Annotated in this window: 18 protein-coding genes; 14 read left to right on the forward strand and 4 right to left on the reverse strand. The window is 61.7% G+C overall.

Features of this window, described 5'->3' with window-relative positions:
• Positions 1-204: 204 nt before the first annotated feature.
• On the reverse strand, positions 205-1,338 hold the full coding sequence (locus tag BO1_RS43630) for a polyamine ABC transporter substrate-binding protein (RefSeq protein ID WP_028222956.1): 1,134 nt from the start codon (positions 1,336-1,338) through the stop codon (positions 205-207).
• Positions 1,339-1,935: 597 nt separating this feature from the next.
• Here BO1_RS43630 and BO1_RS43635 point away from each other — a divergent pair.
• Genes BO1_RS43635 through argE form a run of 4 tightly spaced genes read left to right on the forward strand, consistent with a single transcriptional unit; the run spans position 1,936 to position 5,551 of the window.
• Positions 1,936-3,276 (forward strand): flavin-containing monooxygenase, encoded by a 1,341-nt coding sequence (locus BO1_RS43635; protein WP_028222957.1) that lies wholly within the window; start codon positions 1,936-1,938, stop codon positions 3,274-3,276.
• Positions 3,276-3,707, forward strand: a complete 432-nt coding sequence (locus BO1_RS43640; RefSeq protein ID WP_028222958.1) for a RidA family protein — start codon at positions 3,276-3,278, stop codon at positions 3,705-3,707. The genes BO1_RS43635 and BO1_RS43640 overlap by 1 nt, the downstream gene beginning before the upstream one ends.
• 10 nt (positions 3,708-3,717) lie before the next feature.
• Positions 3,718-4,395, forward strand: a complete 678-nt coding sequence (locus tag BO1_RS43645) for a DUF1028 domain-containing protein (RefSeq protein WP_028222959.1) — start codon at positions 3,718-3,720, stop codon at positions 4,393-4,395.
• Positions 4,388-5,551, forward strand: coding sequence for an acetylornithine deacetylase (gene argE, locus BO1_RS43650; protein ID WP_028222960.1), 1,164 nt, complete (start codon positions 4,388-4,390; stop codon positions 5,549-5,551). The genes BO1_RS43645 and argE overlap by 8 nt, the downstream gene beginning before the upstream one ends.
• Positions 5,552-5,619: 68 nt before the next feature.
• On the opposite strand, the gene BO1_RS43655 is transcribed toward argE, so the two are convergent.
• Positions 5,620-6,537, reverse strand: coding sequence for a LysR family transcriptional regulator (locus BO1_RS43655; RefSeq protein ID WP_028222961.1), 918 nt, complete (start codon positions 6,535-6,537; stop codon positions 5,620-5,622).
• Positions 6,538-6,767: 230 nt separating this feature from the next.
• Here BO1_RS43655 and BO1_RS43660 point away from each other — a divergent pair, with 230 nt between their 5' ends.
• The 10 genes from BO1_RS43660 to BO1_RS43705 all read left to right on the forward strand — a co-directional run bounded on the left by BO1_RS43660 (position 6,768) and on the right by BO1_RS43705 (position 21,083).
• Positions 6,768-8,258, forward strand: a complete 1,491-nt coding sequence (locus BO1_RS43660) for an aldehyde dehydrogenase (protein ID WP_028222962.1) — start codon at positions 6,768-6,770, stop codon at positions 8,256-8,258.
• A 114-nt stretch (positions 8,259-8,372) separates the two neighbouring features.
• Positions 8,373-9,761, forward strand: coding sequence for an aspartate aminotransferase family protein (locus BO1_RS43665; protein WP_028222963.1), 1,389 nt, complete (start codon positions 8,373-8,375; stop codon positions 9,759-9,761).
• 877 nt (positions 9,762-10,638) lie between these two features.
• Positions 10,639-13,332: a type VI secretion system Vgr family protein gene (locus BO1_RS43670; protein ID WP_084688748.1), complete on the forward strand. Its 2,694-nt coding sequence runs from the start codon at positions 10,639-10,641 to the stop codon at positions 13,330-13,332.
• A gap of 4 nt (positions 13,333-13,336) precedes the next feature.
• A complete protein-coding gene (locus BO1_RS43675) occupies positions 13,337-15,163 on the forward strand; it encodes a phospholipase D-like domain-containing protein (protein WP_028222965.1) in 1,827 nt (608 codons plus the stop codon).
• Positions 15,164-15,168: 5 nt separating this feature from the next.
• Complete coding sequence (locus tag BO1_RS43680; protein WP_407670079.1) at positions 15,169-16,434, forward strand: SEL1-like repeat protein; 1,266 nt, start codon at positions 15,169-15,171, stop codon at positions 16,432-16,434.
• Between the two features lie 4 nt (positions 16,435-16,438).
• Complete coding sequence (locus BO1_RS43685) at positions 16,439-16,777, forward strand: hypothetical protein (RefSeq protein ID WP_156992745.1); 339 nt, start codon at positions 16,439-16,441, stop codon at positions 16,775-16,777.
• Positions 16,761-16,979, forward strand: coding sequence for a hypothetical protein (locus tag BO1_RS59895; RefSeq protein WP_156992746.1), 219 nt, complete (start codon positions 16,761-16,763; stop codon positions 16,977-16,979). The genes BO1_RS43685 and BO1_RS59895 overlap by 17 nt, the downstream gene beginning before the upstream one ends.
• A gap of 582 nt (positions 16,980-17,561) precedes the next feature.
• Positions 17,562-17,924, forward strand: a complete 363-nt coding sequence (locus BO1_RS59900) for a cytosine permease (RefSeq protein WP_028222968.1) — start codon at positions 17,562-17,564, stop codon at positions 17,922-17,924.
• A 492-nt stretch (positions 17,925-18,416) separates the two neighbouring features.
• A complete protein-coding gene (locus BO1_RS43700; protein ID WP_028222970.1) occupies positions 18,417-18,599 on the forward strand; it encodes a hypothetical protein in 183 nt (60 codons plus the stop codon).
• Between the two features lie 429 nt (positions 18,600-19,028).
• Entirely contained in the window at positions 19,029-21,083 is a 2,055-nt protein-coding gene (locus BO1_RS43705) for a putative bifunctional diguanylate cyclase/phosphodiesterase (protein WP_028222971.1), read from the forward strand.
• 58 nt (positions 21,084-21,141) lie between these two features.
• On the opposite strand, the gene BO1_RS55290 is transcribed toward BO1_RS43705, so the two are convergent.
• Both BO1_RS55290 and BO1_RS43715 read right to left on the reverse strand, forming a co-directional pair.
• Positions 21,142-22,152 carry a CaiB/BaiF CoA transferase family protein gene (locus tag BO1_RS55290; RefSeq protein ID WP_052409828.1) on the reverse strand — a complete coding sequence of 337 codons (1,011 nt, stop codon included), beginning with the start codon at positions 22,150-22,152 and terminating at the stop codon, positions 21,142-21,144.
• Between the two features lie 38 nt (positions 22,153-22,190).
• Positions 22,191-23,321 (reverse strand): acyl-CoA dehydrogenase family protein, encoded by a 1,131-nt coding sequence (locus BO1_RS43715; protein ID WP_028222972.1) that lies wholly within the window; start codon positions 23,319-23,321, stop codon positions 22,191-22,193.
• Positions 23,322-23,430: the final 109 nt, after the last annotated feature.

Genomic DNA, 23,430 nt, shown 5'->3' on the forward strand with positions numbered 1-23,430 from the left:
ATGAACGCGTCGCGCGACGGAATTTGCGACTCCTGAATAGGGGTGGTGGGCATTTGCGTTGTCTCCATGTTTGTCGTGCTTCGAGTTCCACCTGCTGCGGGCGTACGCTGCCCTACGCGCCGCGAGGTGGAACGTATGATTCGCAAAGGGAAAGGTCAGAGTGCGGCCGGTAGCAGTCCGGTCAGCGGGCCGCGATTACGCGATTCAATGCCCGGTTTTGAGCTGTGCCCACAGGCGGTTTTCGAGTCTCTGGATGTCGGCGGGCAGCGCCTTGATGAGGGTCATCTTGAAGAGCACGTCCTCGGGCGGGTAGACGCCCGGGTCGTTGGAGACGGAGGCGGTCACAAAGGACCGCGCAGGTTTGTTTGGAGTGGGATAAAAGACTTCATTGGTGATGCCGGCGTTGACTTTCGGATCTTCAATGTAGTTGATCCAGGCCAGTGCGGCCTCGGGGTGCGGGGCATCCTTGGGAATGCCCATGACGTCGAACCAGATCAGCCCCCCTTCCTTGGCATTCGCGAATTTGATGTCGTAACCCCGTTTGGCATCCTGAGCCCGACGATGCGCAATACCCACGTCGCCCGACCATCCGAACGCGACACAAATATCGTTGTTCGCGAGATCGTTGATATAGCCCGACGAATTGAACTGCGTGATGTACGGGCGGATTTTCTTCAGCACCTCATACGCCGCCTGGTAATCGCTGGGGTTGATACTGTTCGGGTCCTTGTGCATGTACTGCAGCGTCGCGGCGAATACGTCGGTGGCCTGGTCGAGGAATGAAACGCCACAGCTCTTGAGCTTCGAAAGATTGTTCGGATCGAAGATGAGCGCCCAGCTGTCCACCGGTGCATTCGCCCCAAGCTCCTTCTGCACGGCCTGCTGGTTGTACCCGATGCCGTCCGTGCCATAGGCGTAAGGGGCGCCGTACTGATTGCCGGGGTCAAACTGCGCAATGACCTTCATGATGGCCGGATCGAGATTCGCGAGGTTGGGGAGCTTCGACTTGTCGAGCTTTTGATACACGCCAGCCGGAATCTGTCGCGACATATAGTTCGAAGTGGGCACCACGATGTCATAGCCGGAATTGCCCGCGAGCAGCTTGGCCTGCAGCGTGTCGTCGCTGTCGTAGTTGTCGTATTTGACCTTGATGCCGGACTGCTTCTCGAAGTCGGGAATGGTGTCCTTGCCGATGTAGTCGGACCAGTTGTAGACGTTCAACTGGGTATCGGCCGCGTGTGCGGGGATCGTAGTGAACGACCCCAAGGTGGCCACCGTTGCGAGTGAGACGGCTGCGATGGCCGGACGAAGGTAATGGCGCTTGCGATGGGCACTCATGTTGTTTCCTCTATGGGCAAAGAAGTAGAAGCGAGCATCATTGGCGATCAATGAATATCCGAAAGCACTGGATTTTTTAATGGAGTTTTGTATTATTGTAAGTAATGCGAATTAATATGTATGGATTCCGTCACTGCATAAATTCGATTCTTTGAACATCATGCCGAGGTGCTGCGCGGTCGGCCGCCAGGTCTCTCGCTACGGGACATGGCAAGCGCTAACGCCTTGATCTTCGCGACGTGCTGCCTTCCCGGAAGCTCGCCGTTCTCATCCATTCCGCCTGTCTCACCCCGCCGATGGAACCGCATTCGACAGCCGTGCCATGCCTGACGGGCCAGCGAGCCAACCCTTCAAAGGCAGTCCTGGCGGGCGTTTGGCCGGTTTCGGGCACTGCGCTGCGAACGACAGATCAAGCGTAGCACGGTGCAAAGAAGCGGAAAAAAATAGTTTCTTTACTGGTTGCGGAGATTTTTCCTATGCACCCGGCACCAAGAGGTTTTTGCTAGCCAAGGAACACAAAAATCATAATTTCGTAATTCCTGGACTCTGAAGAGAATATGAACAACACCAATCACTAGCTCGCACGAGGAAAGAGCAATGAGTATCGAAACCGTTGACACGCTCGTTGTGGGCGCCGGGCAAGCCGGCGTTGCCATGAGCGAACACCTGGGCAAGCTTGGCGTGCCGCATCTGGTTCTCGAGCGGAACCGCATCGCGGAGCGTTGGCGGACTGGCCGCTGGGACTCGCTCGTCGCGAACGGTCCCGCCTGGCACGACCGCTTTCCCGGCATGGAATTCGATGACCTCGATCCTGACGCTTTCGCCTCCAAGGAGCGCGTGGCCGACTACTTCGAGGCCTACGCGAAGAAGTTCCGCGCGCCCATTCGCACCGGCGTGGAAGTGACCAGGGTCACGCGCAATGCGGGGCGTTGTGGCTTTACCGTTGAAACGAGCGACGGGGTGATCGAAGCAGGTCGCGTCGTGGTGGCCACGGGGCCATTCCAGCGACCGGTCATTCCGCCGATTGCGCCCAAGTCCGATCGCTTCGTGCAGATGCACTCGGCCGACTATCGCAACCCCGGGCAATTGCCGGACGGAGCGGTGCTGGTCGTGGGCGCCGGCTCATCGGGTGTGCAGATCGCCGAAGAGTTGATGCGTGCGGGCAAGAAGGTGTATCTCTCCGTCGGCCCTCACGATCGTCCGCCGCGTACGTATCGGAACCGCGACTTCTGCTGGTGGCTCGGTGTGCTCGGGCTGTGGGATACCGAGACCGTCGTGCCGGGCAGGGAGCACGTCACCATCGCGGTCAGCGGCGCCAGAGGGGGGCATACGGTCAACTTCCGAAAGCTCGCGCATCAAGGCATGACGCTCGTTGGCCTCACCAAGGCGTTTGCCGATGACGTCGTGACCTTTGAAGCGGACCTCGAGACGAATCTCGCGAACGGCGACGCGAACTATCTGTCTTTGCTCGATGCGGCGGACGCCTATATTGCGCGCAATGGCCTGGATTTGCCGGAAGATCCGGACGCCCGCGAGATCGTGCCGGATCCGGATTGCGTGGCGCATCCGCTTATTGAGCTGGATCTGGCGGCTGCCGGCGTGACGTCGATTGTTTGGGCCACGGGCTATGCCAACGACTACGGCTGGCTGCAGGTGAATGCCTTCGACGATAAGGGCAAGCCCAAGCATCAACGCGGCGTTTCGGCAGAGCCGGGCGTTTATTTTGTGGGGCTGCCGTGGCTGTCCCGACGAGGGTCGTCGTTCATTTGGGGCGTCTGGCACGACGCGAAGCATGTCGCCGGCCATATCGCCACGCAGAGCAGCTATCTCGAGTATCGCGATGCCGCGCAGCGCAAGGCCGAAGCGCGCCTCGCCAGCACCGAATACGCGAATGTCGATTCGCAGATTCAACACACCAACGCATTGGGAGTTATTTGATGCCGACGCATACTCGCATCCGCATGTTCAATACCAAGGATACCTATCCGAACCAGTCGCTGGACAACGACCTTTGCCAGGCCGTGCGGGCCGGCAACACGGTCTATGTGCGCGGTCAGGTGGGGACCGATTTCGAGGGACGCCTGGTCGGCCTGGGCGACCCGCGCGCACAGGCAGAGCAGGCCATGAAGAACGTCAAGCAACTGCTCGAGGAAGCCGGCAGCGATCTCTCCCACATCGTCAAGACGACCACGTATCTGATCGACCCGCGCTACCGCGAGCCGGTCTATCAGGAAGTCGGCAAGTGGCTCAAGGGGGTTTTTCCCATCTCCACCGGTCTTGTGGTGTCGGCACTGGGGCAGCCGCAATGGCTGATGGAGATCGACGTCATCGCTGTGGTTCCGGACGGCTGGACGCAGGCACAGGCATAAGGAGCAGGCCATGACATTTTCGATCGTCGGACGTTGCCCGGAGACCGGGCAGCTTGGCATTGCCATCAGCTCCTCCAGTATCGCGGTGGGCGCGCGTTGCCCGTGGGCGCGTGCGGGGGTCGGAGTCGTGGCCACGCAGAACGTCACGCTGCCGGCACTGGGTCCGCAGGTGCTGGACCTGCTGGAGCACGACCAGCTGGAGCCCGCGGCAGCCGTGGAGCGCGCCCTCAACGCGAACGGCTGGAGCGAGTATCGGCAGGTGACGACCATCGACGCACAGGGCCGAACGGCATTTTTCACCGGCAAGGAGGCGCTGGGCGTTCATCACGCCTTGGCGGGGGAGCAATGCGTGGCCGCGGGCAATATGCTCGCGAGCATCGAGGTCACCGCTGCCATGGTGGCGGCCTTCGAAAACGCTGCGGGTATGTTGGCGGACCGCTTGCTCGCGGCAATGCACGCCGCGACCGAAGCGGGTGGAGAAGCCGGGCCCGTGCATTCGGCCGCGTTGAAGATCGTTGGCGATCACACATGGCCCATCGCCGATTTGCGTGTCGACTGGGCGGACGAAGATCCGATTGGGCAGCTCGACACGCTTTGGCAGGCTTATCGTCCGCAGATGCAGGATTACCTGACGCGAGCGCTGAACCCCACCTTGGCGCCGAGCTACGGAGTGCCGGGCGATGAGTGACAGGTCTTGCCGCATGCTGCTCGAACGGCTGGTGGCTTTCCAGACGGTCAGCCGCGACTCGAACCTCGAGTTGATTGCGTTTATCGAGCACTATCTGGCCGGGTTCGGCGTTCGCAGTGAACTGATCTATAACGCGGAACGGACGAAGGCCAATCTCTTTGCGACGATCGGCCCGGGCGGGCGCGGCGGCGTGGTGCTTTCCGGGCACACGGATGTCGTGCCGGTCGATGGGCAAGCCTGGACGGTCGAGCCCTTCCGGTTGACTGCGCGCGATGGGCGCCTCTACGGCCGCGGCACGGCGGACATGAAGGGCTTTATTGCCTCGGTTCTGGCGGCGGTTCCCGCGCTTATCGAGGTGGATCTGCACGTGCCGATCCATCTGGCGTTTTCGTATGACGAGGAGGTCGGATGCCTCGGTGTGCGCCCGATGCTCGCCGAGCTTGCGAAGCGTCCGCACAAGCCGGTTCTGTGTCTGATCGGCGAGCCAACGGGGATGAAGCCCGTGCTCGGCCACAAAGGAAAGCTCGCGATGCGATGCTCGGTCAAGGGCGCCGCATGCCATTCCGCGTACGCGCCGTATGGCGTGAATGCGATCCAGTATGCGGCTCGCCTGATTGGCCGGCTCGACGAAATCGGCACGCAGCTTGCGCGCCCCGAGCGCCATGACCAGCGCTTCGATCCGCCTTTTTCGACGGTGCAAACTGGCGTGATCAAGGGCGGCAGGGCGCTGAACATCGTGCCGGCGGAGTGCGAGTTCGATTTTGAAGTGCGCACGTTGCCCGGCTTCGACGCGCAGGAAGTGGCGGACGATCTGGAGCGATACGCTCAGACAGAACTGCTCCCCGCCATGCGCACGGTGAAACCCGAAACGGACATTAGCTTCCAGTCGCTGGGCGCTTATCCAGGGCTGGCGACGCCGCATGAAAGCGAAGCGGCCCGGCTGTTGGCGGCGATCAGCGGCTCTTCGGAGTTCGGCACTGTCGCGTTCGGAACAGAAGGCGGCCTTTTCGAGCAGGCAGGCATACCGACGGTCGTGTGCGGACCCGGCAGCATGGATCAGGGACACAAGCCGGACGAGTTCGTCAGCGAGGCGCAACTCGCCGAGTGCGACGCGATGCTCGAGCGCCTCGCAACGCGTTTGAAGCATCCGCTCTGAACGCAACGCGATCTTTATCGATACGCCCCGCTCATCATGCATCGACGCATGGAGCGCGGGGCGCGCGGCTATTTCGACGCGTGCAGATGGGTCAGCTGCTCCCGGCAGAAGTCGACGAACAGCTGCGCGGGCTTCGTCAGTTGTCCGCGCTTGAGCCGCGCGCTCACGAGCCCCGAAGGCGTAACCGACTCGGTAATGTCGATCGTTACCACCCTTTTTCCATCGTAGGTGCATTCCGAATTCGGGCGTGTCACGAGCAGTGAAAAGCCGAATCCCTGACCGACCATGCCTCGCACCATTTCGATCGAGGGGGAGCCGAAGACGATATTGGGTGTCAGGCCCAGATCGTGGAAAAGACTGACGAAATAGGTGCGGCTCGGCTGCACGTCGAGCAAAATCATGGGTTCCACGCTGAGTTCGTGCAGCGAGACGTGCGACTGCCGCGCGAATCGGTGATTTTCCGGCAGCAGCACATAGGGCTTTTGTGCCGGCATGAGCGGCTCGGCTTCGATGGTGCCGTCGAGCTCGTGATCGTAGAGGAACGCCACGTCGATGGTCCCGGCGGTCAATCCCTGCACGAGATCCTGCTGCTCGCCGTCGCGCAGCCGGATGTTGACGCCCGGATAAAGCTCGCGAAAACCCGCAATCAGTTGCGGCAGATACAGCGGGGCCACGGTCTCGAAGCAGCCGATGTCGATCTGGCCCGTCACCACGTCGTTGTCGGCGAGCGCGTTTTGTTCGAACTCGCGCGCCACGCGCAACAACTCCTGCGCCTTGCGATAGAAGCGCATGCCGCCGGGCGTAAGCGACACGCCCTGGGCGTGATGGCGGATGAAAAGCTTCACGCCGAAACTCTCTTCCAGCCCCTTGATGGCGCTCGAAATCGACGGCGGAGCAATATGGAGCTGTCGCGACGCCTCCGCCACGCTGCCGGCTTCCACCGTCGTGACGAGGTACTTGAGTTGCCGCAAGGTATAAAAAGCCACGTGTCCCTCTGATATCCGGCCGCTGGCACCTTGGCCGCGCGGACTATTTGTCCTGTGTTTTATGTGCGTAACCTTACCCTGGGAAAGGCGCCGCAGTGGGGCTCGGCTGCAAAGTTTTATCATATCGCCCGAGAATATTTTTAATAATTCTCCTTTCGCGCGAAATACCGCACCATCCTCTTCAATTACAAAGCAACCGGGCCGCAGCAGCGGTCCAAGCGGAGCGCAGCATGTTCGATCTCGGGTACTGGCAGCGTCGAGCTGCCGAGCAGGTTTTCATCGAAAAGGCGGTGATCGACGGACGTCGCGTGGACGCGGCTTCGGGCGCGACATTCGACTCGATCAATCCGGCCACGAATCAGCGGCTGGGCCGCGTCGCGGCATGCAATGAGGTGGACGTCGATCTGGCCGTGCGCGCCGCGCGTCAGGCGTTCGAAAAGGGGCCATGGGCACGCATGGCGCCCGGTGAGCGCAAAAAGGTCTTGCAGCGGCTCTCGGAGCTGATGCTGGCCCACCGGGAGGAACTGGCCCTGCTCGACTCGCTGAATATGGGCAAGCCGGTCATGGACGCCTATAACATCGACGTGCCGGGCGCGGCCCAAGTATTCGCGTGGTATGGCGAAGCGCTCGACAAGCTCTACGACCAGGTCGCGCCCACTGCATCGAACGCGCTGGCGACCATCACGCGCGAAGCGCTCGGTGTGGTCGCAGCGGTCGTGCCGTGGAATTTTCCGCTCGACATGGCAGCATGGAAGCTCGCGCCCGCGTTGGCCGCGGGCAATAGCGTGGTGCTGAAGCCTGCGGAGCAGTCGCCGTTTTCCGCGCTGCGTCTGGCCGAGCTGGCGCTCGAAGCGGGTGTGCCCGAAGGCGTGCTCAATGTCGTTCCGGGTCTGGGTGAGATTGCCGGACGTGCGTTGGGCCTGCATCCCGACGTGGATTGCCTCGTGTTTACGGGGTCCACTCAGGTTGGCAAATACTTCATGCGCTATTCGTCGGAGTCCAACCTCAAGCAGGTATGGCTCGAATGTGGTGGCAAGAGTCCGAATCTCATCTTCGACGACTGCCGCGATCTCGATCTCGCCGCGGAAAAGGCCGCATTCGGCATCTTCTTCAATCAGGGCGAGGTGTGCTCGGCAAACTCGCGTCTCTACGTGCAGCGTTCTGTTCAGGACGAGTTCATCGAACGCCTGATGAAAAAAGCGCGCGACTGGATGCCGGGCGATCCGCTCAATCCGGCGAGCCGCGCAGGCGCGATCGTCGACGCGCAGCAGACTTCGCAGATCATGAGCGCCGTGGAGCAAGCGCAACGCGATGGCGCGCGCCTGGTGACCGGGGGCAAGCGCCTGAGCGTGAATGGCTCGGACAACTTCGTCGAACCCACGGTGTTCGCGAATGTGCGTCAAGACATGCGGCTGGCGCGCGATGAGGTGTTTGGTCCCGTTCTCGCCATCAGCAGCTTTGACACCGAGGATGAGGCGTTGAGCCTGGCCAACGACAGCGTCTACGGCCTTGCCGCCTCGCTCTGGACCGACGACCTCAATCGCGCGCACCGCGTGGCGCGTGCGCTGAAAGCCGGCACGGTGTCCGTCAACACCGTCGATGCCCTCGATGTGACCGTGCCCTTTGGCGGCGGCAAGCAGTCGGGCTTCGGCAGGGATTTGTCCTTGCACTCATTCGACAAATACAGCCAGCTGAAAACCACGTGGTTTCAATTTCGCTGATATCGGGAGCAAGCCCCTTGCAATGAACCGCTTGGGGCCGCTCATTCCCGAATCGTCAATTGCTCGCGCGTGCTAGTGCTTCGCGCCAACTTCACTATATTCTTAGGAGACTTTATGAATGCTCCCACACCCGGTCACCGCACGACCCGCGACTTCCAGCGCTCCGATGCCGCGCATCACATCCACGCGTTCGTGGATCAGAAGGCGCTGAATGCGGAAGGTCCCCGTGTGATGGTTCGCGGCGAAGGTAGCTACCTATGGGATTCGGACGGCAATCGCTATATCGATGGCATGTCCGGTCTCTGGTGCACGAACGTCGGCTACGGACGCCCGGAACTCGTGGAGGCGGCTTCGCGCCAAATGAAGGAACTGTCGTACTACAACATGTTCTTTCATACCACGCACCCTTCGGTAATCGAATTGTCCGAGCGGTTGTTCGGCCTGCTGGGTGAACCGTTCAGCCACGTCGTCTACACGAATTCGGGTTCTGAATCCAACGAGGTCTTGATCCGCACGGTCCGCCGCTTCTGGGACATCATGGGCAAGCCGACGAAGAAGGTGCTGATTGGCCGCGTGAATGGCTATCACGGCTCGACGGTCGGCAGCGCGTCGCTCGGTGGCATGAGCTTCATGCACGAGATGGGGGATCTGCCGATTCCCAACATCACCCACGTCGACGAGCCCTACTGGTTCGCCAACGGCGGCGACCTGACGCCCGAGGAGTTTGGCCTGAAGGCGGCGCGATCGCTCGAGCGCAAGATTCTGGAGCTTGGCGCCGAGAACGTGGGCGCGTTCGTTGCGGAGCCGTTCCAGGGCGCCGGCGGCATGATCTTCCCGCCGCCGGGATACTGGCAGGAAATCGAGCGAATCTGCCGGCAATACGACGTGCTGCTCTGCGCCGACGAGGTGATTGGCGGCTTCGGCCGGACCGGCGAGTGGTTCGCGCATCGTTACTTTGGCTTCACGCCGGATCTCGTTTGCGTGGCGAAGGGGCTGACCTCGGGTTATGTGCCGATGGGCGGGCTCATCATGAACCGCCGCATTGGCGAGACGCTGGTCGAAAAGGGCGGCGTCTTCGCGCATGGCCTGACTTATTCGGGCCATCCGGTGGCGGCCGCGGTGGCGTTGGCGAACCTCGACGTGCTTCAACGCGAGCAACTGGTCGAGCGCACCAGGACCGACACGGGTCCGTATCTTCAGAAGCTGCTGCGGGAAGCGTTCGCCGACCATCCGCTCATCGGCGAGATTCAGGGCGCGGGAGCCGTAGCGGCCATCCAGTTTGCCAAGAACAAGACGACGCGTGAGCGTTACGCGAACGAAGCGGACCTGACGTGGCACAGCCGCAGCGTGGCGTTCGATGCGGGCGCCGTGGTGCGCTCGACGAACGGCCGGCTGATCGTGGCGCCGCCTTTGGTGATGACGCATGGACAGATCGACGAACTCGTCGACAAGATGCGCAAGGCGGTGGACGCCACTGCGGCAATGATTGCGCAGAAGGACTAAATAAAGATTATTCGGTTAATGGCGAGATCACGCGACGCGTGATCTCGCCATTTTTGTTTGCATCGGATCGTCTGGTGCACCGCACCTGCTTGCCCGACTTGAATCTCCAGTCAAGCGTCCCTCGAAAAACCGGGCGTCCGGTTATCGACACGGCCGGACATGCGGCCTCAATTCTGGGGAAACCTCTGGCCGGTTCGCGCAGCCTGGCAAGACATGCCCGCAACACCTTACCGTCGTGTGATGCGTGGCATTGCGACATTCCGTGCGCGCAGATCATGGGTCCAATTCTGGATCCATGACCGGTAAGGTTCGCGTTGGTCTGGTCGGCCTGCTCCGCGCAAGGCGCTGCCAGGGTCGCGCACGGTGCATGGGGGCGCCAGTCTGATGATCCGGCGTGGCAAACCGTTCGCGGAAAACAGTTCGTCACCGGATCGCGCGACGGGTGCGGAGGGCAACGAGCGCTCAATTTTGAGCTTGCGTCCCGTGCGGTTCGCGTTGGCCGCCATGCCCATCCATAACGCGTGCTACGCCAGCACGCCCTGCGTCCGGATGTGCCCGCCGCGCCCCGAGAGCCAGGGCGGATCGGCGGCGCCCCGTTGCAGAGGCTCGCAGGGGACCCGCGTCAGGTGGACGGGGCTGGGCGGGACGCGCCGGAAAGTGCAGACCCGGCGCGGCGAGGTTGGTACTCCGGCATCCGCCAGGGTTTTCCGCGAATCCAGTAAGACACCCGTGCGCGCCGCCGCCGGCCGTGTTGCGGCCCGTCAAGTCATTGCAATTTTCTGACCGGACCCTGTTGAGCCGGGATGGCCGCAGGCGTAGAAAACGGAGTGGGCTCAACGAGCCCCGTATCGCGGCCTTTTACCCCTTTGCAGTCCTGATGCACCAGGCCGCGCCTCTCACGAAAAACAGCAAGGAGGCCAGGCCTGTGGCAGACCTGCAAGACGTATTGCTTGCCATCCCCGGAAGGCAGGCGTTTCACCTTGAAATTCCCGGAACGGCAAGCGCCGCAGAACTGTCGGTCGTGTCATTCACGGCCACCGAGGCGATGGGGGAGCCGGTTACCGTAAGTATTGAGGCAACGCATCTCGAGGCACTGCCCCGCGCGGATTACCTGAACCTCGACGCCGTTTTCGTCATCACGGCGGAAGACGGGAGCGTGAAGAAGTTTTCAGGCTACCTTGAGCGCGTTTCGGCCATCCAGACGACGAACGATCTTACCCGGCACCAGTTCGTCCTGAAGTCGCACTTCGGACGGCTGGCGGCGGTCACCACGACCCAGACCTATCAATGTCAATCAGCGCCCGACATCATCCGGGCGGTGCTGCGCCGCCACGGCATTCCCGATCACCTGATGGCGTTCCGGCTGCGCCGCAAGTACCCGGTGCATGCGTGGCGCTTCCAGCACCAGATGACCGATCTGGCCTATGTCCAGATGTTGATGCAGAAAGAAGGCATCTACGCCTTTATCCAGGAATCGGAGTACGGCGATCAGGTCGTCTTCGCAGATGACATCGACCATTATCTCTACGACGAGCCGCAGCACATTGTGCCGTACCGCGAGGCAGCGGGGCTCGAAGCGGGGGGCGTGGAGGCGGTCACGGCACTGAAGACCCACGCGGAGACGGTGCCGCAGTCGTACACGGTGGCCGACTACAACCCGGAATCGGCCTGGGAAAGATTTAGAGACAGTGCCAACCTCGCCCCGCAGGACCCGACGACCTACGGCCAGCCCTACGTCTATGGCACGCACCATCTCGACCAGGCCGGGGCAAAGTGGGAAGCGCAGCTTCGCCACGAGGCGGCCCTCGCACGGCAGATCATCTACGAGGGCGAGAGTAACGTACTGGCGTTGCAGTGCGCAAGCGTGCTGGAGACGGATATCGTCCTGCCCGATGCGCCAAAAGACGTGGTCATGATCGAGGTCACGCACAGCGGAGCGCGCGACAAGCCCTACACCAACACCTTCAAGGCCATTCCCGCCGACCGGCGTTTCCGGCTCCAGCTCAGGCCGGAAACCTGGGCGCGCATTTCGGGCACGCTCAGCGCACGGATTTGCAGTCCTGACAAATATTCTTACGGATATATGACCGCGACGGGCTACTACGTCGTACGTCTGGATGCCGACTTTGGCACCTGGCCGAAAGGTGGCGAGAGCGTGCCGATGCGCCTGGCGAAACCCTTCGCGGGCAAGCTGCAAACCGGCATGCACATGGTCGCGCTGGACAATGACGAGGCAGTAATCCGGTTCCGGGATGGCGATCCCGATAAGCCGGAAATTTGCGGGTTTCATCACCACAGCCAGGCGCGGGACCTCATCACGAACGACCGGCGCTGGCTCTCGCGCAACATGATCCGCACGCAGAGCAACAACAAGCTGCGCATGGAGGACTGGGCGGGCCAGGAGGGAATCAAGCTCAGCACGGAGCACTCGGGCAAGTCACAGCTTAACCTGGGCTACCTCGTCAACCAGAAGCTTGAATACCGGGGCGAGGGCTATGAGGTCCGCACGTCGGGCTGGGGCGTCAACCGCGCGGGCAAGGGGCTGCTCCTGACGGCATACGACCGTCCTGCTGCGACGGGCAAGCAGCTCGACATGCAGGAGATCATCGCGGAACTCGAAAGCGCGCTGGCGACCGCGAAGGCGCTGGCTGCGTCCGCCAGCAGTGCGAAGGCCGAACCCGCCGACACGGACGCGCAGCAGCAGATGACGGAGGACTTCGACGGCCTGAAGAAGCCGGGGCTGCTCGCGGGCACGCCCGCCTCGGCGGGGATCGTCGCGGGCCAGGGCATCCAGTTCGCGGCCCAGGAGAACATTTCAACCGTGACCGGTAAGAACGCCGACTGGAGCGTGCTGAAGCGGTGGACTGTCGCGGCGGTCGAACAGATTTCGCTGTTCGTGCAGAAGGCTGGCATCAAGATTTTTGCGGCGAAAGGCCCCGTCGAGATACAGGCGCAGGGCGGCCCGCTGTCGCTCGATGCGAACCAGGACCTGACGATATCGAGTGTCAATGGCGTGGCGCGCATCGTGGCGAAGCAGGAAATGACGTTGACCTGTGGTGGTGCGTTCATCCAGTTCAAGGACGGCAGCATTACGCTGGGCGGCCCCAATGACCTGTTCCTGAAAGTCATCACGATCCAGAAGCAGGGCAAGGCGACGCTGAACCAGCCGCTGGACCTGACGCACCCGGTGCTCTCAGGCCTGCCGACCGTGCCGCTCGCGCTGAATACCGCAGCATCGCCCGCTTCGCGGGCTGCGATTCCCGCTGGCATGCCCTACAGGCTGTTTGTGGGCAGCACCCTGGTCAAACAGGGGGTATTCGATGAAACCGGGCTGCTCCAGGTCGATCACCATCCGACCACGCAGCAATACAAACTCGAACTGGCGAGCGGGGTGACCCACACGATTCCAGTCGCGAAGGCATATCGCAGCAACGCAGCGAATGGTGATCTCGCGAATCAGGGCTTTCACTTCCATGAGAGTCAGCCATCCGCTGATATCAATCCATCGGGCGACCGCGCGCTAAACAGGCAGCGTTACAGCAAGTTGCTCAATCCTGAAGCGGAGCAATGAAAACGTGGGCAAACCTTCATCTATTGTTACCCCGATTGCACTTGACCAGACCACCTCGGCACTGATCTGTACGCCATGGTTCGTGCAACTGACTGAGTATCCTCCGATGGAGGCATCGTATCGCCCATTGGTCAACGGCGAGGAGGCGTTCGGCGCCTTATACGATGCCATCGATAATGCGAAGCACACTATCGACTACATCTGTTGGGGTTTCCAGCCGTCGATGTATTTCAAACGCGTCGGCAGCAATTCGCTTTGCATCGGCGACCTGCTCATCAAGAAAGGCCAGGAAGGAGTAATGGTTCGCATCCTGTGCTGGGCAGATACCTTTGCGGCTGGACAGTTTCTCGAGAACGAAAATCCCGGGTACGACCTGGTACGTAGCATCTCGACGCAAAACGAAAACAATACGCAGCGCGAATATGACCGCGCCTGGTACGCACGTGCCCGTATCATCGCTGCGGATCGAGCCGCAGCAGCCCGATCGCTGGCAGGTATTCATGCTCTCAAGAATATTCACCTGGTGACGCGGGACTTTTCGTTGACTGACCGCGTTGAAATCATGTATCGGGAGTCCTTGCGCCGCGCGGACAAGAGTCTAAGCGAGCAGGCGGTTGTGCTTGGCTTCGGCGCCGGACCGTCGCATCACCAGAAAATGGTGCTGATCGACTATGAAGCTCCCGAACAGGCTGTGGGCTTCGTTATGGGCCACAACACGCTTGACGCATACTGGGATGACGATGCGCATGGCTACGCGCGGAAGAATGCCCGCTTCGGGCGCAATGGCCAAACCCCACGCCAGGACATGTCGAGTATTGTCACGGGGCCGATTCTGGAATGTCTGAACGCGAATTTCTGCAACGCGTGGAAGCACAACGCGAAGGTTGATTTGCAGACAAAGCGCATGCCGCTGTCGAAACAGCTTAAGGTGCGTCGCGACTTTGGTACGCCTGTGATGGCGCAGATCACGCGCACCCAGTCGCAGGAAGGAAGGCGCGATATCAAGTCGCTGTATCTCCAGACTGCGGCCAACGCGGCGAAGTTCATCTACATCGAAAACCAGTATTTCCGCTGGGAACCGCTGGCGGACAAGATCAAGGAGGCTGCCGCGAGACAGGTCCAGTGGGGCCGCGATCCCGGCATGCATGGACCGGTCTATCTGTTCGTCGTCACGAACTCAAGTGACGAAGGGGTGGGTAGCGGCACGGTGAGCACCTACAACATGCTGAAGAGCCTCGGACAGGGAAAACTCATGTCAGGCCTGGCACAGGAAGATCAGGATGCCCAGCAACCGGTCGATATCATGCGTGCGGTAAATGAACTGGCCGTTGCCCGGATGAGTTCAGGTCCTGATGCTGCTGCACGGCAGAAGGCAGCGCAACAGAAACTCGATGATGCCCGACAGGGCAAGGGTGGCCCGCTGGCGGTGAAGGATATCCCCGGCCTGAAGATTCATATCTGCACGCTGGTCGCACCGGATTCGCCGGGCGACAACTGGATGCCGGTCTATATCCACAGCAAGATCATGATTGTCGATGATGTATTCCTGACGCACGGCTCGGCAAACATCAACACGCGCAGCATGGAGGTGGACAGCGAACTGAACATCTGTCACGAGCGGATGGACGTGACGCAGCCGCTGCGGCGGCGCTTGTGGAGTATCCATACTCGCGGGATAAAAGACGGGGCATCGGATTCGCCTAAGTCGGCGTTTGATGCTTGGGATGACATTATTAAGCGCAATGCGAGAAAACAGAAAAACGGAGAAGCACCGATTGCGTCGCTTATTGGCTTTTCGCGCGCTTCAACGACGAAGAGCAACGTGGATTAAAGATCATGCCAAAAGTCTCCTTGATAGTTCTTTTGGCGTCGCTGCTATGTGCCTGTTCGAACAAGGATAATCCGATGCCCTCTCAAACCGACTGGAGCGCCGTGCGTGCGAAGCTGGCCTTTACATGCGTTCATGCGGCGGACCATCTGCCTGCACTTGATCCGACTGCCGATGCGCTATTCAAATACGCGCGCTATCTACAGAAGCAGGATGGCCCAAAGAACTACGACGAAATTGCCCGGTATTACCGGATTGCGGCAGCTAGCGGGCACTACAAGGCCAACAACAATTTGCAGAATATGCTTGAAAACGGTCAGGTATCCTCACCAGATGCTCCTGCGGAAGCCGTTGATCTCGCCAGTCAGCTAATCAAGGCTGGCATACCTTGGGGTTACTACGACATGGGTCACTACCTTGAAGTGGGCTATGGCGTTGAGCAGGACGCAGAGAAAGCGCGTCACTATTTCCGGCAGGCAGCCGATCTGGGCGATCCGGACGCACAGTATTACGTTGGCGACCTGCTTTCTCCGAAGGACCGCGCCCCGGATATTTCGAGGCAAATGATGCGGTGTGCGGTAGATCAAGGGTTTGGGAAGGCGGCGAGCGACCTTGGCGTAGATCTTATGGATAGCAAATCTTATGTGCAAGCTACCGAGATCTTTCAAAAGGGGGTCGAGGCAGGCGACGAGCAATCGGCTAGATTTCTGGCAAATGGGTTCGACACCGATACATCCGATCCGCTGTACTACTTGGAACTTGCTCGCGACCCGGAAAGATCACGTCGCTACAAGCTGATCGGCAAGTTCATCGATGACCATGACGGCCTCAATCCCAAGGTGCCGGATATCGACCAGATCGTGCCCCTGCCGCCCACGAAGTTGCCGGAGTGGGATGGAACGTTCCAGTGGCAGAAGGAGCAGGACGCCGCCGTGCCGCCGCCGCAACCGGCCGAATCGCTCGTTGCCAAACTGGCCCGCGAGAAGAATCTCGACCCGGCGACGGGCCTGCCCCTCAAGCCCAAGGATAACCGCGTACCGCTCGGCACAACTGCGTACACCAATGAGGCCTGTCCGCAGGAGGGCATGTGGTGTGCGAAGCAATGGACATACTACAGTCCCGAAGCCACGCAGCACTTCCGCAAGGGGCAAACCATGCCGGACCTGCTCCTGCGCTATCCCCGATCCATGAAAATACTCGATGCCCTGCTTGGCGTGCGTGAAGACCGGACGTATGCGACGTGGACCCTTGTTTCATACAGCAAGCAGGCATAGTGCGATGAGGAATCCAAAAAGAAGCTGGCTTGTCCGGTACTGGTTTTATATCCCCTTCTGGATATCCATCGCATTGTCGTTATTCGTTATGGCGACACTCGCGGAGAACGATGCCCTTGATCCGTATGATCTCAGGGTCTTTGGCACCGCGCTCCTGTTCCTCCTTGGCGTATCGGGCGGGCTCGGCCTGTTCGTCCATTTCGTCGTTATGTTCTATCGGGAATCGACCGATCCTGAACTCGCGCGGCCCGCGTATCGACGCGAGCGCCCGACGCGCGTCATCAACCTGGACTATTTCGATCATGCGGCACGCGGGGAAAGTAGCGATGCAGATGCGAAGTGATCGCGGTGAATGGATGCCGTTGACGATTGAGGAAATGCAGGCCATTGCGGTTGCGCGCGGCGGTCGATGTCTGTCAACCGAATATGTCCATAAGCACGCGGATGCTTTGAAGTGCGTTCTTGAGCCATTTCTGGCGGTCACCTCACTGTACCGCCCGAAGAATACGCCCGTGCAACTGGATTCCCCGTTTGGTAATCGTTGAAGCGAACGACTCTTTTGCAATGCCAAAAACGGCAAGACGCCGTGCAGCGATTGACGATCCTGCGAGCTGACCATCAATCGGCTCAATCGTGCGACCTCCTTCGGCGGTGTAACGATGTAACCGCAGAGCGTATTACGACTGGCAAGGCGACGGCCCGACGCTTCGGAATGCCGTGTTAGGCGAGTTTGAGTATGTTATCAGGCGGTGCAATTGCGTTACTGCCTGTGCTGCTGAATAAGTCCGCACAACTGGGTGGATTTTGGCGCTTCGCTACCAAAGCCGCTTCGGCGCCTTCCAGCGCCGCTGCGCTCGCGGCAGCATGCCGTACCTGCCCGAGCGGCAGCAACGCCCTGCACGCCCGATATGGCCGTCTGCCGCATGCTGATTCCCGGGCGGCTCTCTTCGCGAGCCCAGGGCTGCCTTTGGTGAGCGTCGGCGACGCGGTAACATCGTGACACCGCGTCACGATCACGCGCTCATCGCCTGGATGGCAGCAAGGCGAGAAATCGTCAGAAACCTTATCTGGCAGGACTTTCGGGGAAAGGGAATCTGTTGTTATTTTGAAGTAGCGCGAGTAATCTCGTGGACTATTACATCGTTTGTCACGGCGATTACGACGTCGATTCGTTCTTCCGCCAGGATGGCGGCGTGTATGGGCGCTTTAATACGACGGCCGTTTTTTCATACCTCGTCGGCATCGTCGTGCAACTGCCGTTTATGGCAACGGACCTCTATACGGGTGAAGTCGCCAAACGGCTCGGCGGCGCGGATATCTCGTGGATCGTCGGACTCTCGCTGACGTCGCTGGTCTACTACGTCGGTTGCAAGCTGAAGCCGGCGTCTACGGCGGGTGCCGCCGGGCAGTCCGGCCGCCGTTCCCAGTCGACTTCCAAGCAGGCGCTTGCCGATCGAAATGTGCGTGAACCCATCGCCGAAGTCGAATGATGCGCTGAGCGATCGTATCGTGACTACCGTGGGCCGGCCGCAGGCGTTGAAGCGCAGCGCCGGCCCGATGCGGCTCACGGCAGTCCAGCCGCCGTCCGCTCGGCGAGTGGGATCTCGAATTCGTCTGATTCCGCAAGCCGGTTCGCCTGTCTATCCTGAAACCTGTTCAGCCGATTTTGACAGAGACCACCATGAGCCCGCTTTCACTGATTGAAATTTCGTCCATTCGTGCCCGCGCTCATGCGCTCGCTGGGGATGAGCCGCCGCACGCCGGCCGGACAGGCGCCTTGCGCTCGCGAGACGAGACTGGCGCTGCCGCCGAAGGACGCGGCAACAGGTTTGCCCTGACGGGTGCGGTCTTTGCCGGCATTCTCATGTCATTCGGCGCGCTTGCCGCGACTCACAGCATTTTCGACGGAAGCGGCACGACAAACGAAACGCATGACGCACATTGATGCACTATCGCGAGTTCGCTCGCGAACGAGATTCACCATGTTCAACACTCGCCATTCTCACGCGGTCGAATCGATTCCGGTCGATCCGGACTGCTTGCTCGCCGCGCATATCGAACGCCACATCCATCTGTATATGGATATCGGCATGGTTCTCGCGTGCCTGCTTATCTTCTCTAGCGCATATTCCGCTATCCACATCCTGCTTGATCGCCTCTGGTAGGCGCACGGGCACACCATCGCGTGCCGAGACGCCCACGCGCGGCGCGCATCGCCCGCGCCTCCCATAGGCAGTGCGCTGTTCGCCGATCCGTCTGGCCGCGCGGCGCCACGAGCGCCCGATTCGATCCATCCCCCCATCGCGCCAAGCCACATCCAGGCGTCGCCCCCCGGAAACCGGGGCTCCTCCCAAAACGTCAGTGCCGAATATCAGCCGATTGGCCGCAAACAAATCGCAGCTAATCGTCTGAATAACCACGCCAAACGTTTGCAAATACGTCGATTAAAAAGGGTTATATAAAGTCGCGACACATGAGTGCCGTAAACTTGCGAACGGGCCGCGTACGCATGTCACCGGACCGGTTCGTCTTGATTCGCGCTTTGAAACCGCATTGCAATCGTTAAATCCAGGCGCAAAGGAGGCCTTCCCGTGATGAACGTGCTGGGCTGCATCGTCTACAAGCACAATATCTGGCTTGTCATCGTGGCGCTGCTGATCTGCGGCACCGGCTCGTGGGTTACCGCGCGCCTCGTGCGGCGCGCGTTCGCCACGCGCGGCGTGCAGCGCGCAGGTTGGCAGTTTCTCGCGGCCACCGCGTCGGCCGTCGCGATCTGGTGCACGCATTTCGTGGCGATGCTCGGCTTCGATCCCGGTGTGCCCGTGAGCTTCGATCCCCTGCTCACCTTCGTTTCGCTGGTCATCGCACTGGCCGGCAGCCTGATTGGCTTCGCCGTGGCGTGCAGCGGTCTGACGCGCGCGGCGCCCGCGCTGGGCGGCGCGCTCGTCGGTCTGGCCATCGCGCTCATGCATTACACCGGCATGGCGGCCTACCGCGTCGAAGGGCTCGTAACATGGAGTTGGCCGTACCTGATCGCCTCGATTGCGCTCTCGGTCGGCTTTGGCGCGCTTGCGCTCGATCGCGCCGCGCGGCGAGCGGACGGCTCGGTCGCCGTCGTGGCCGGCTGGTTCGTGATCGCGATCGGATCGCTGCACTTCACGGGCATGAGCGCATTCCAGGTCGAGCCGATGGCCGTGGCGGGGCATTTCTCCGATCCCGCCGCGCTGCAGGCGCTCGCGCTTTCGGTGGCCTGCATGGCCTTCGTCATCGTGGGTGCGGGCCTCGTGAGCTATTTGCTCGACGATAGCGTGCGCGCCGAATCGCTCGAGCATCTGCGCAGCATGGCGCTCTCCGACATGCTCACCGGCATGCCCAACCGCGCGGCCTTCAACGAGCGGATCGATGCGGAGATGGAACGCACGGCGGCCGAGGGCGGCAGGCTCGCGCTGATCGGCATCGACCTGAACCGCTTCAAGGAAGTCAACGACCTGCGCGGCCACCATGCCGGCGACGAGGTGCTGCGCATTCTCGCGCGACGCTTCGCGAGCCTCGTGCGCGAGGACGAATTCGTCGCGCGCGTGGGCGGCGACGAATTTGTGGCCATCCTGCGCTTCGCGCGGCGCGAAGCGCTCGACGACTTCCTGCTGCGGCTCGAAACAGCGTTGTTCCGGCCAATCCGTTACGACGACTGGGAGGTGCTCTCGGGCGCGAGCCTCGGCGTGGCGATCTACCCCGACGATGCCACCACGAAGACGGTGCTCGTGAACAACGCGGACCTCGCGATGTACCGCGCGAAGGCCGACCTCACGCGCTCGGTGTGCTTCTACGAGCCGAAGATGGACGAGACGGCGCGGGCGCGCCGCACACTCGCGGCCGATCTGCGCGAGGCGCTCGCGCGCGGGCAGCTGAGCGTGCACTATCAGGTGCAGACCTCGGTCCCGAGCGGCGAGATTTGCGGCTACGAGGCGCTGCTGCGCTGGGAGCATCCGCGCCTTGGCTTCGTCTCGCCGGCCGTGTTCATCCCGCTTGCGGAGGAGAACGGCCTGATTCTCCAGATTGGCGCGTGGGTGCTGCGCGAGGCCTGCATGCGCGCGGCGACCTGGATGCCGCCGTACAAGGTTGCCGTGAATCTTTCGCCCGTGCAGTTCGTGCACGCCGACTTGCCCGCACTGGTGAGCGCGGCGCTCGCCGAGACCGGCTTGCCGCCCGCGCGGCTCGAACTCGAGCTGACCGAATCGACGATATTCGCCGATCGCCAGCGCTCGCTCGACGTGCTCCAGCGCATCAAGGCGCTTGGCGTGAGCCTCGCGCTCGACGACTTCGGCACCGGGTATTCTTCGCTCGATACCTTGCGCTCGTTCCCGTTCGACAAGATCAAGCTCGACCAGTCGTTCGTGAGCGAGGCCCAGTCGAACCGGCAGGCGACGGCCATCATTCGCGCCGTGCTCGCGCTCGGCAAGAGCCTTGGGATTCCCGTACTGGCCGAAGGCATCGAAACGCAGGACCAGCTCGACCTGCTCGCGGGCGAAGGCTGCGACGAAGTGCAGGGCTTTTTGCTGGGCCGGCCCGCGCCGCTCGCGCAACTCGTTCAGAGCGGCAAGATCCGGCTGACGGGCGAGCCGCAGGCCCACCTGGCGGCAGCGGGCTGAAGCGAGACGCTAAGGCCGCACCGCGCGCTCGAGCCGCGACGCGCGATTCAATCGAAGCTCAATCGAAGGCGCTAAAGCGCGGCGCGCATTGCGGCAGCCACGCGCCGCGCTCTTGCGCGAAAGCGCCGCGCGCGACGTTGTGCGGATGGTGGGGTGCCTCGGCGAGCCCCAGCACCGGCGAGACACAGGCGTCGCTGCCTTCGAACAGGGCGATCCATTCGTCGCGCGTGCGCATGGCCACGGCTTGCTCGATCCGCGCGGCAATCAATGGCCAATGCGCCTTGTCGCGCTGCGGCAGCTCGAGCAGATCGTCCGCGCCGATGCCCTTCATGAACGCCGCGTAAAACGGCGGCTCGATGCAGCCCACGGCAATCCAGCCGCCGTCCGCGCAGCGATAGGTGCGATAGAACGGCGCGCCGCCGTCGAGCAGATTGGTGCCACGCGTGTCGCTCCAGTGGCCGGCCGCGCGAAAGCCGTACATCATGCTCATCAACATGGCTGCGCCGTCGGTCATCGCGGCGTCCACCACGCAGCCTTCGCCGCTCGTGCGTGCGCGCAAGAGGGCCGCGATCACGCCGAACGCGAGCACCATGCCCCCGCCGCCGAAGTCGCCGACCAGATTGAGGGGCACCACGGGGTCGCCGCCTGCCGCGCCCACGGCGTGCAGCGCGCCCGAGATCGCGATGTAGTTGATGTCGTGACCGGCTGTGTGCGCGAGCGGCCCTGTCTGGCCCCAGCCCGTCATGCGGCCGTAGACGAGCGCGGGCCGCCGCGCGCGGCACACGACCGGTCCGAGCCCGAGGCGCTCCATCACGCCGGGGCGAAAACCTTCGATGAGCGCATCGGCATTGGCGATCAAGTCGAGTGCGCGCGCCACGTCCTCCGCGCGCTTCAGATCGAGCGAGACGTGCTCGCGTGCGCGCGAGAGCGGGTCTTGAGGCGGCGCCTCGCCCGCGCGGCCGATGCGGATCACGCGCGCGCCCATTTGCGCGAACAGCATGCCGCAGAACGGCGCGGGCCCGAGGCCCGCGAATTCCACGACCGTTATGCCTTGCAGCGGTTGGTCCATCACTGGTGTCTCCCGGGTCTCCGATGGGGCGCGCACGTTCACAGCGTGCGCGCGATGATTTCCTTCATGATTTCGTCGGTGCCGCCGTAGATGCGCATCACGCGCGCATCCACCCAGGCGGTGCCTACTACGTACTCCGACATATAGCCGTAGCCGCCGTGCAGTTGCAGGAAGTCGTCGAGCAACTGGTTCTGCAGCTCGGTGGCATTGAGCTTGGCCATGGCCGCGTCCACGGGCGAAAGCTCTCGGCGCAGGTGCCGCGCGATGCAGTCGTCCACATAGATGCGCAGCATCTCGGCCTTGGCGCGGGCGTGCGCGAGCTTGAAGCGCGCGTTCTGAAAGTCGAAGATCGCCTGGCCGAACACCTTGCGATCGCGCGTGTACTGGAGCGTGCGCTCGAGCATCCCTTCGATCGACGCGACGGCGCGCACGGCGATCACGAGCCGCTCTTGTGCCAGCTCACGCATGAGGTAGGAAAAGCCGGCGTTTTCGTCGCCGAGCCGTTGCGTGACCGGAACGCGCACTTCCTCGAAGAAGAGTTCGGAGGTGTCCTGCGCGCGCAGGCCGATCTTTTCGAGCTTGCGGCCCTTGCTGAAGCCTGGTGTGCCGTCTTCCACCACGATCAGCGAAACGCCTTTCGAGCCGAGTTCTGGTGCGGTCTTGCAGACCACGATTACGAGGCTTGCGTTCTGGCCGTTCGTGATGAATGTTTTCTGGCCGTTGATGAGGTAGTTGTTGTCTTCGCGCCGGGCCGTCGTGCGCACCGACTTCAGGTCGCTGCCGGTGCCGGGCTCGGTCATGGCGATTGCGCCGATGTGCTCGCCGCGGGCGAGCTTGGGGAGCCAGTTGCGCTTTTGGTCTTCGGTGCCGTAGGCGTAGATGTAGGGGGCGACTATGTCTGAGTGTAGCGGGAACCCGATGCCGCTTGCGTTTACGCGTGCTAGCTCCTCGATCAGGATCGCCGCGTGGCCGAAGTCGCCGCCGCCTCCGCCGTATTCCTCGGGAATCGTGCAGCAGAGCAGGCCTTCTGCGCCGGCGCGGAGCCAGACTGATTTGGGGACGATGCCCTCATGCTCCCATTGCTGGTGGAATGGGACGATCTCTCGGTCGATGAAGCGGCGGGCTTGCTCGCGGAAGAGTTCGTGGTCTTCGCGGAATATGCTGCGCATGAGGGTTGTCTCCTGAAATTGATGTTTAATCAGTTAGACTGATTGTTTCTGGAATCTGGTCGTTGTCGTATTGCTTTGGCCTTAACTTGTTTTCGCGGCGGGCCGCAAG

Origin of the sequence: Paraburkholderia oxyphila NBRC 105797 (assembly GCF_000685075.1) — a bacterium.
Lineage (GTDB): Bacteria > Pseudomonadota > Gammaproteobacteria > Burkholderiales > Burkholderiaceae > Paraburkholderia > Paraburkholderia oxyphila.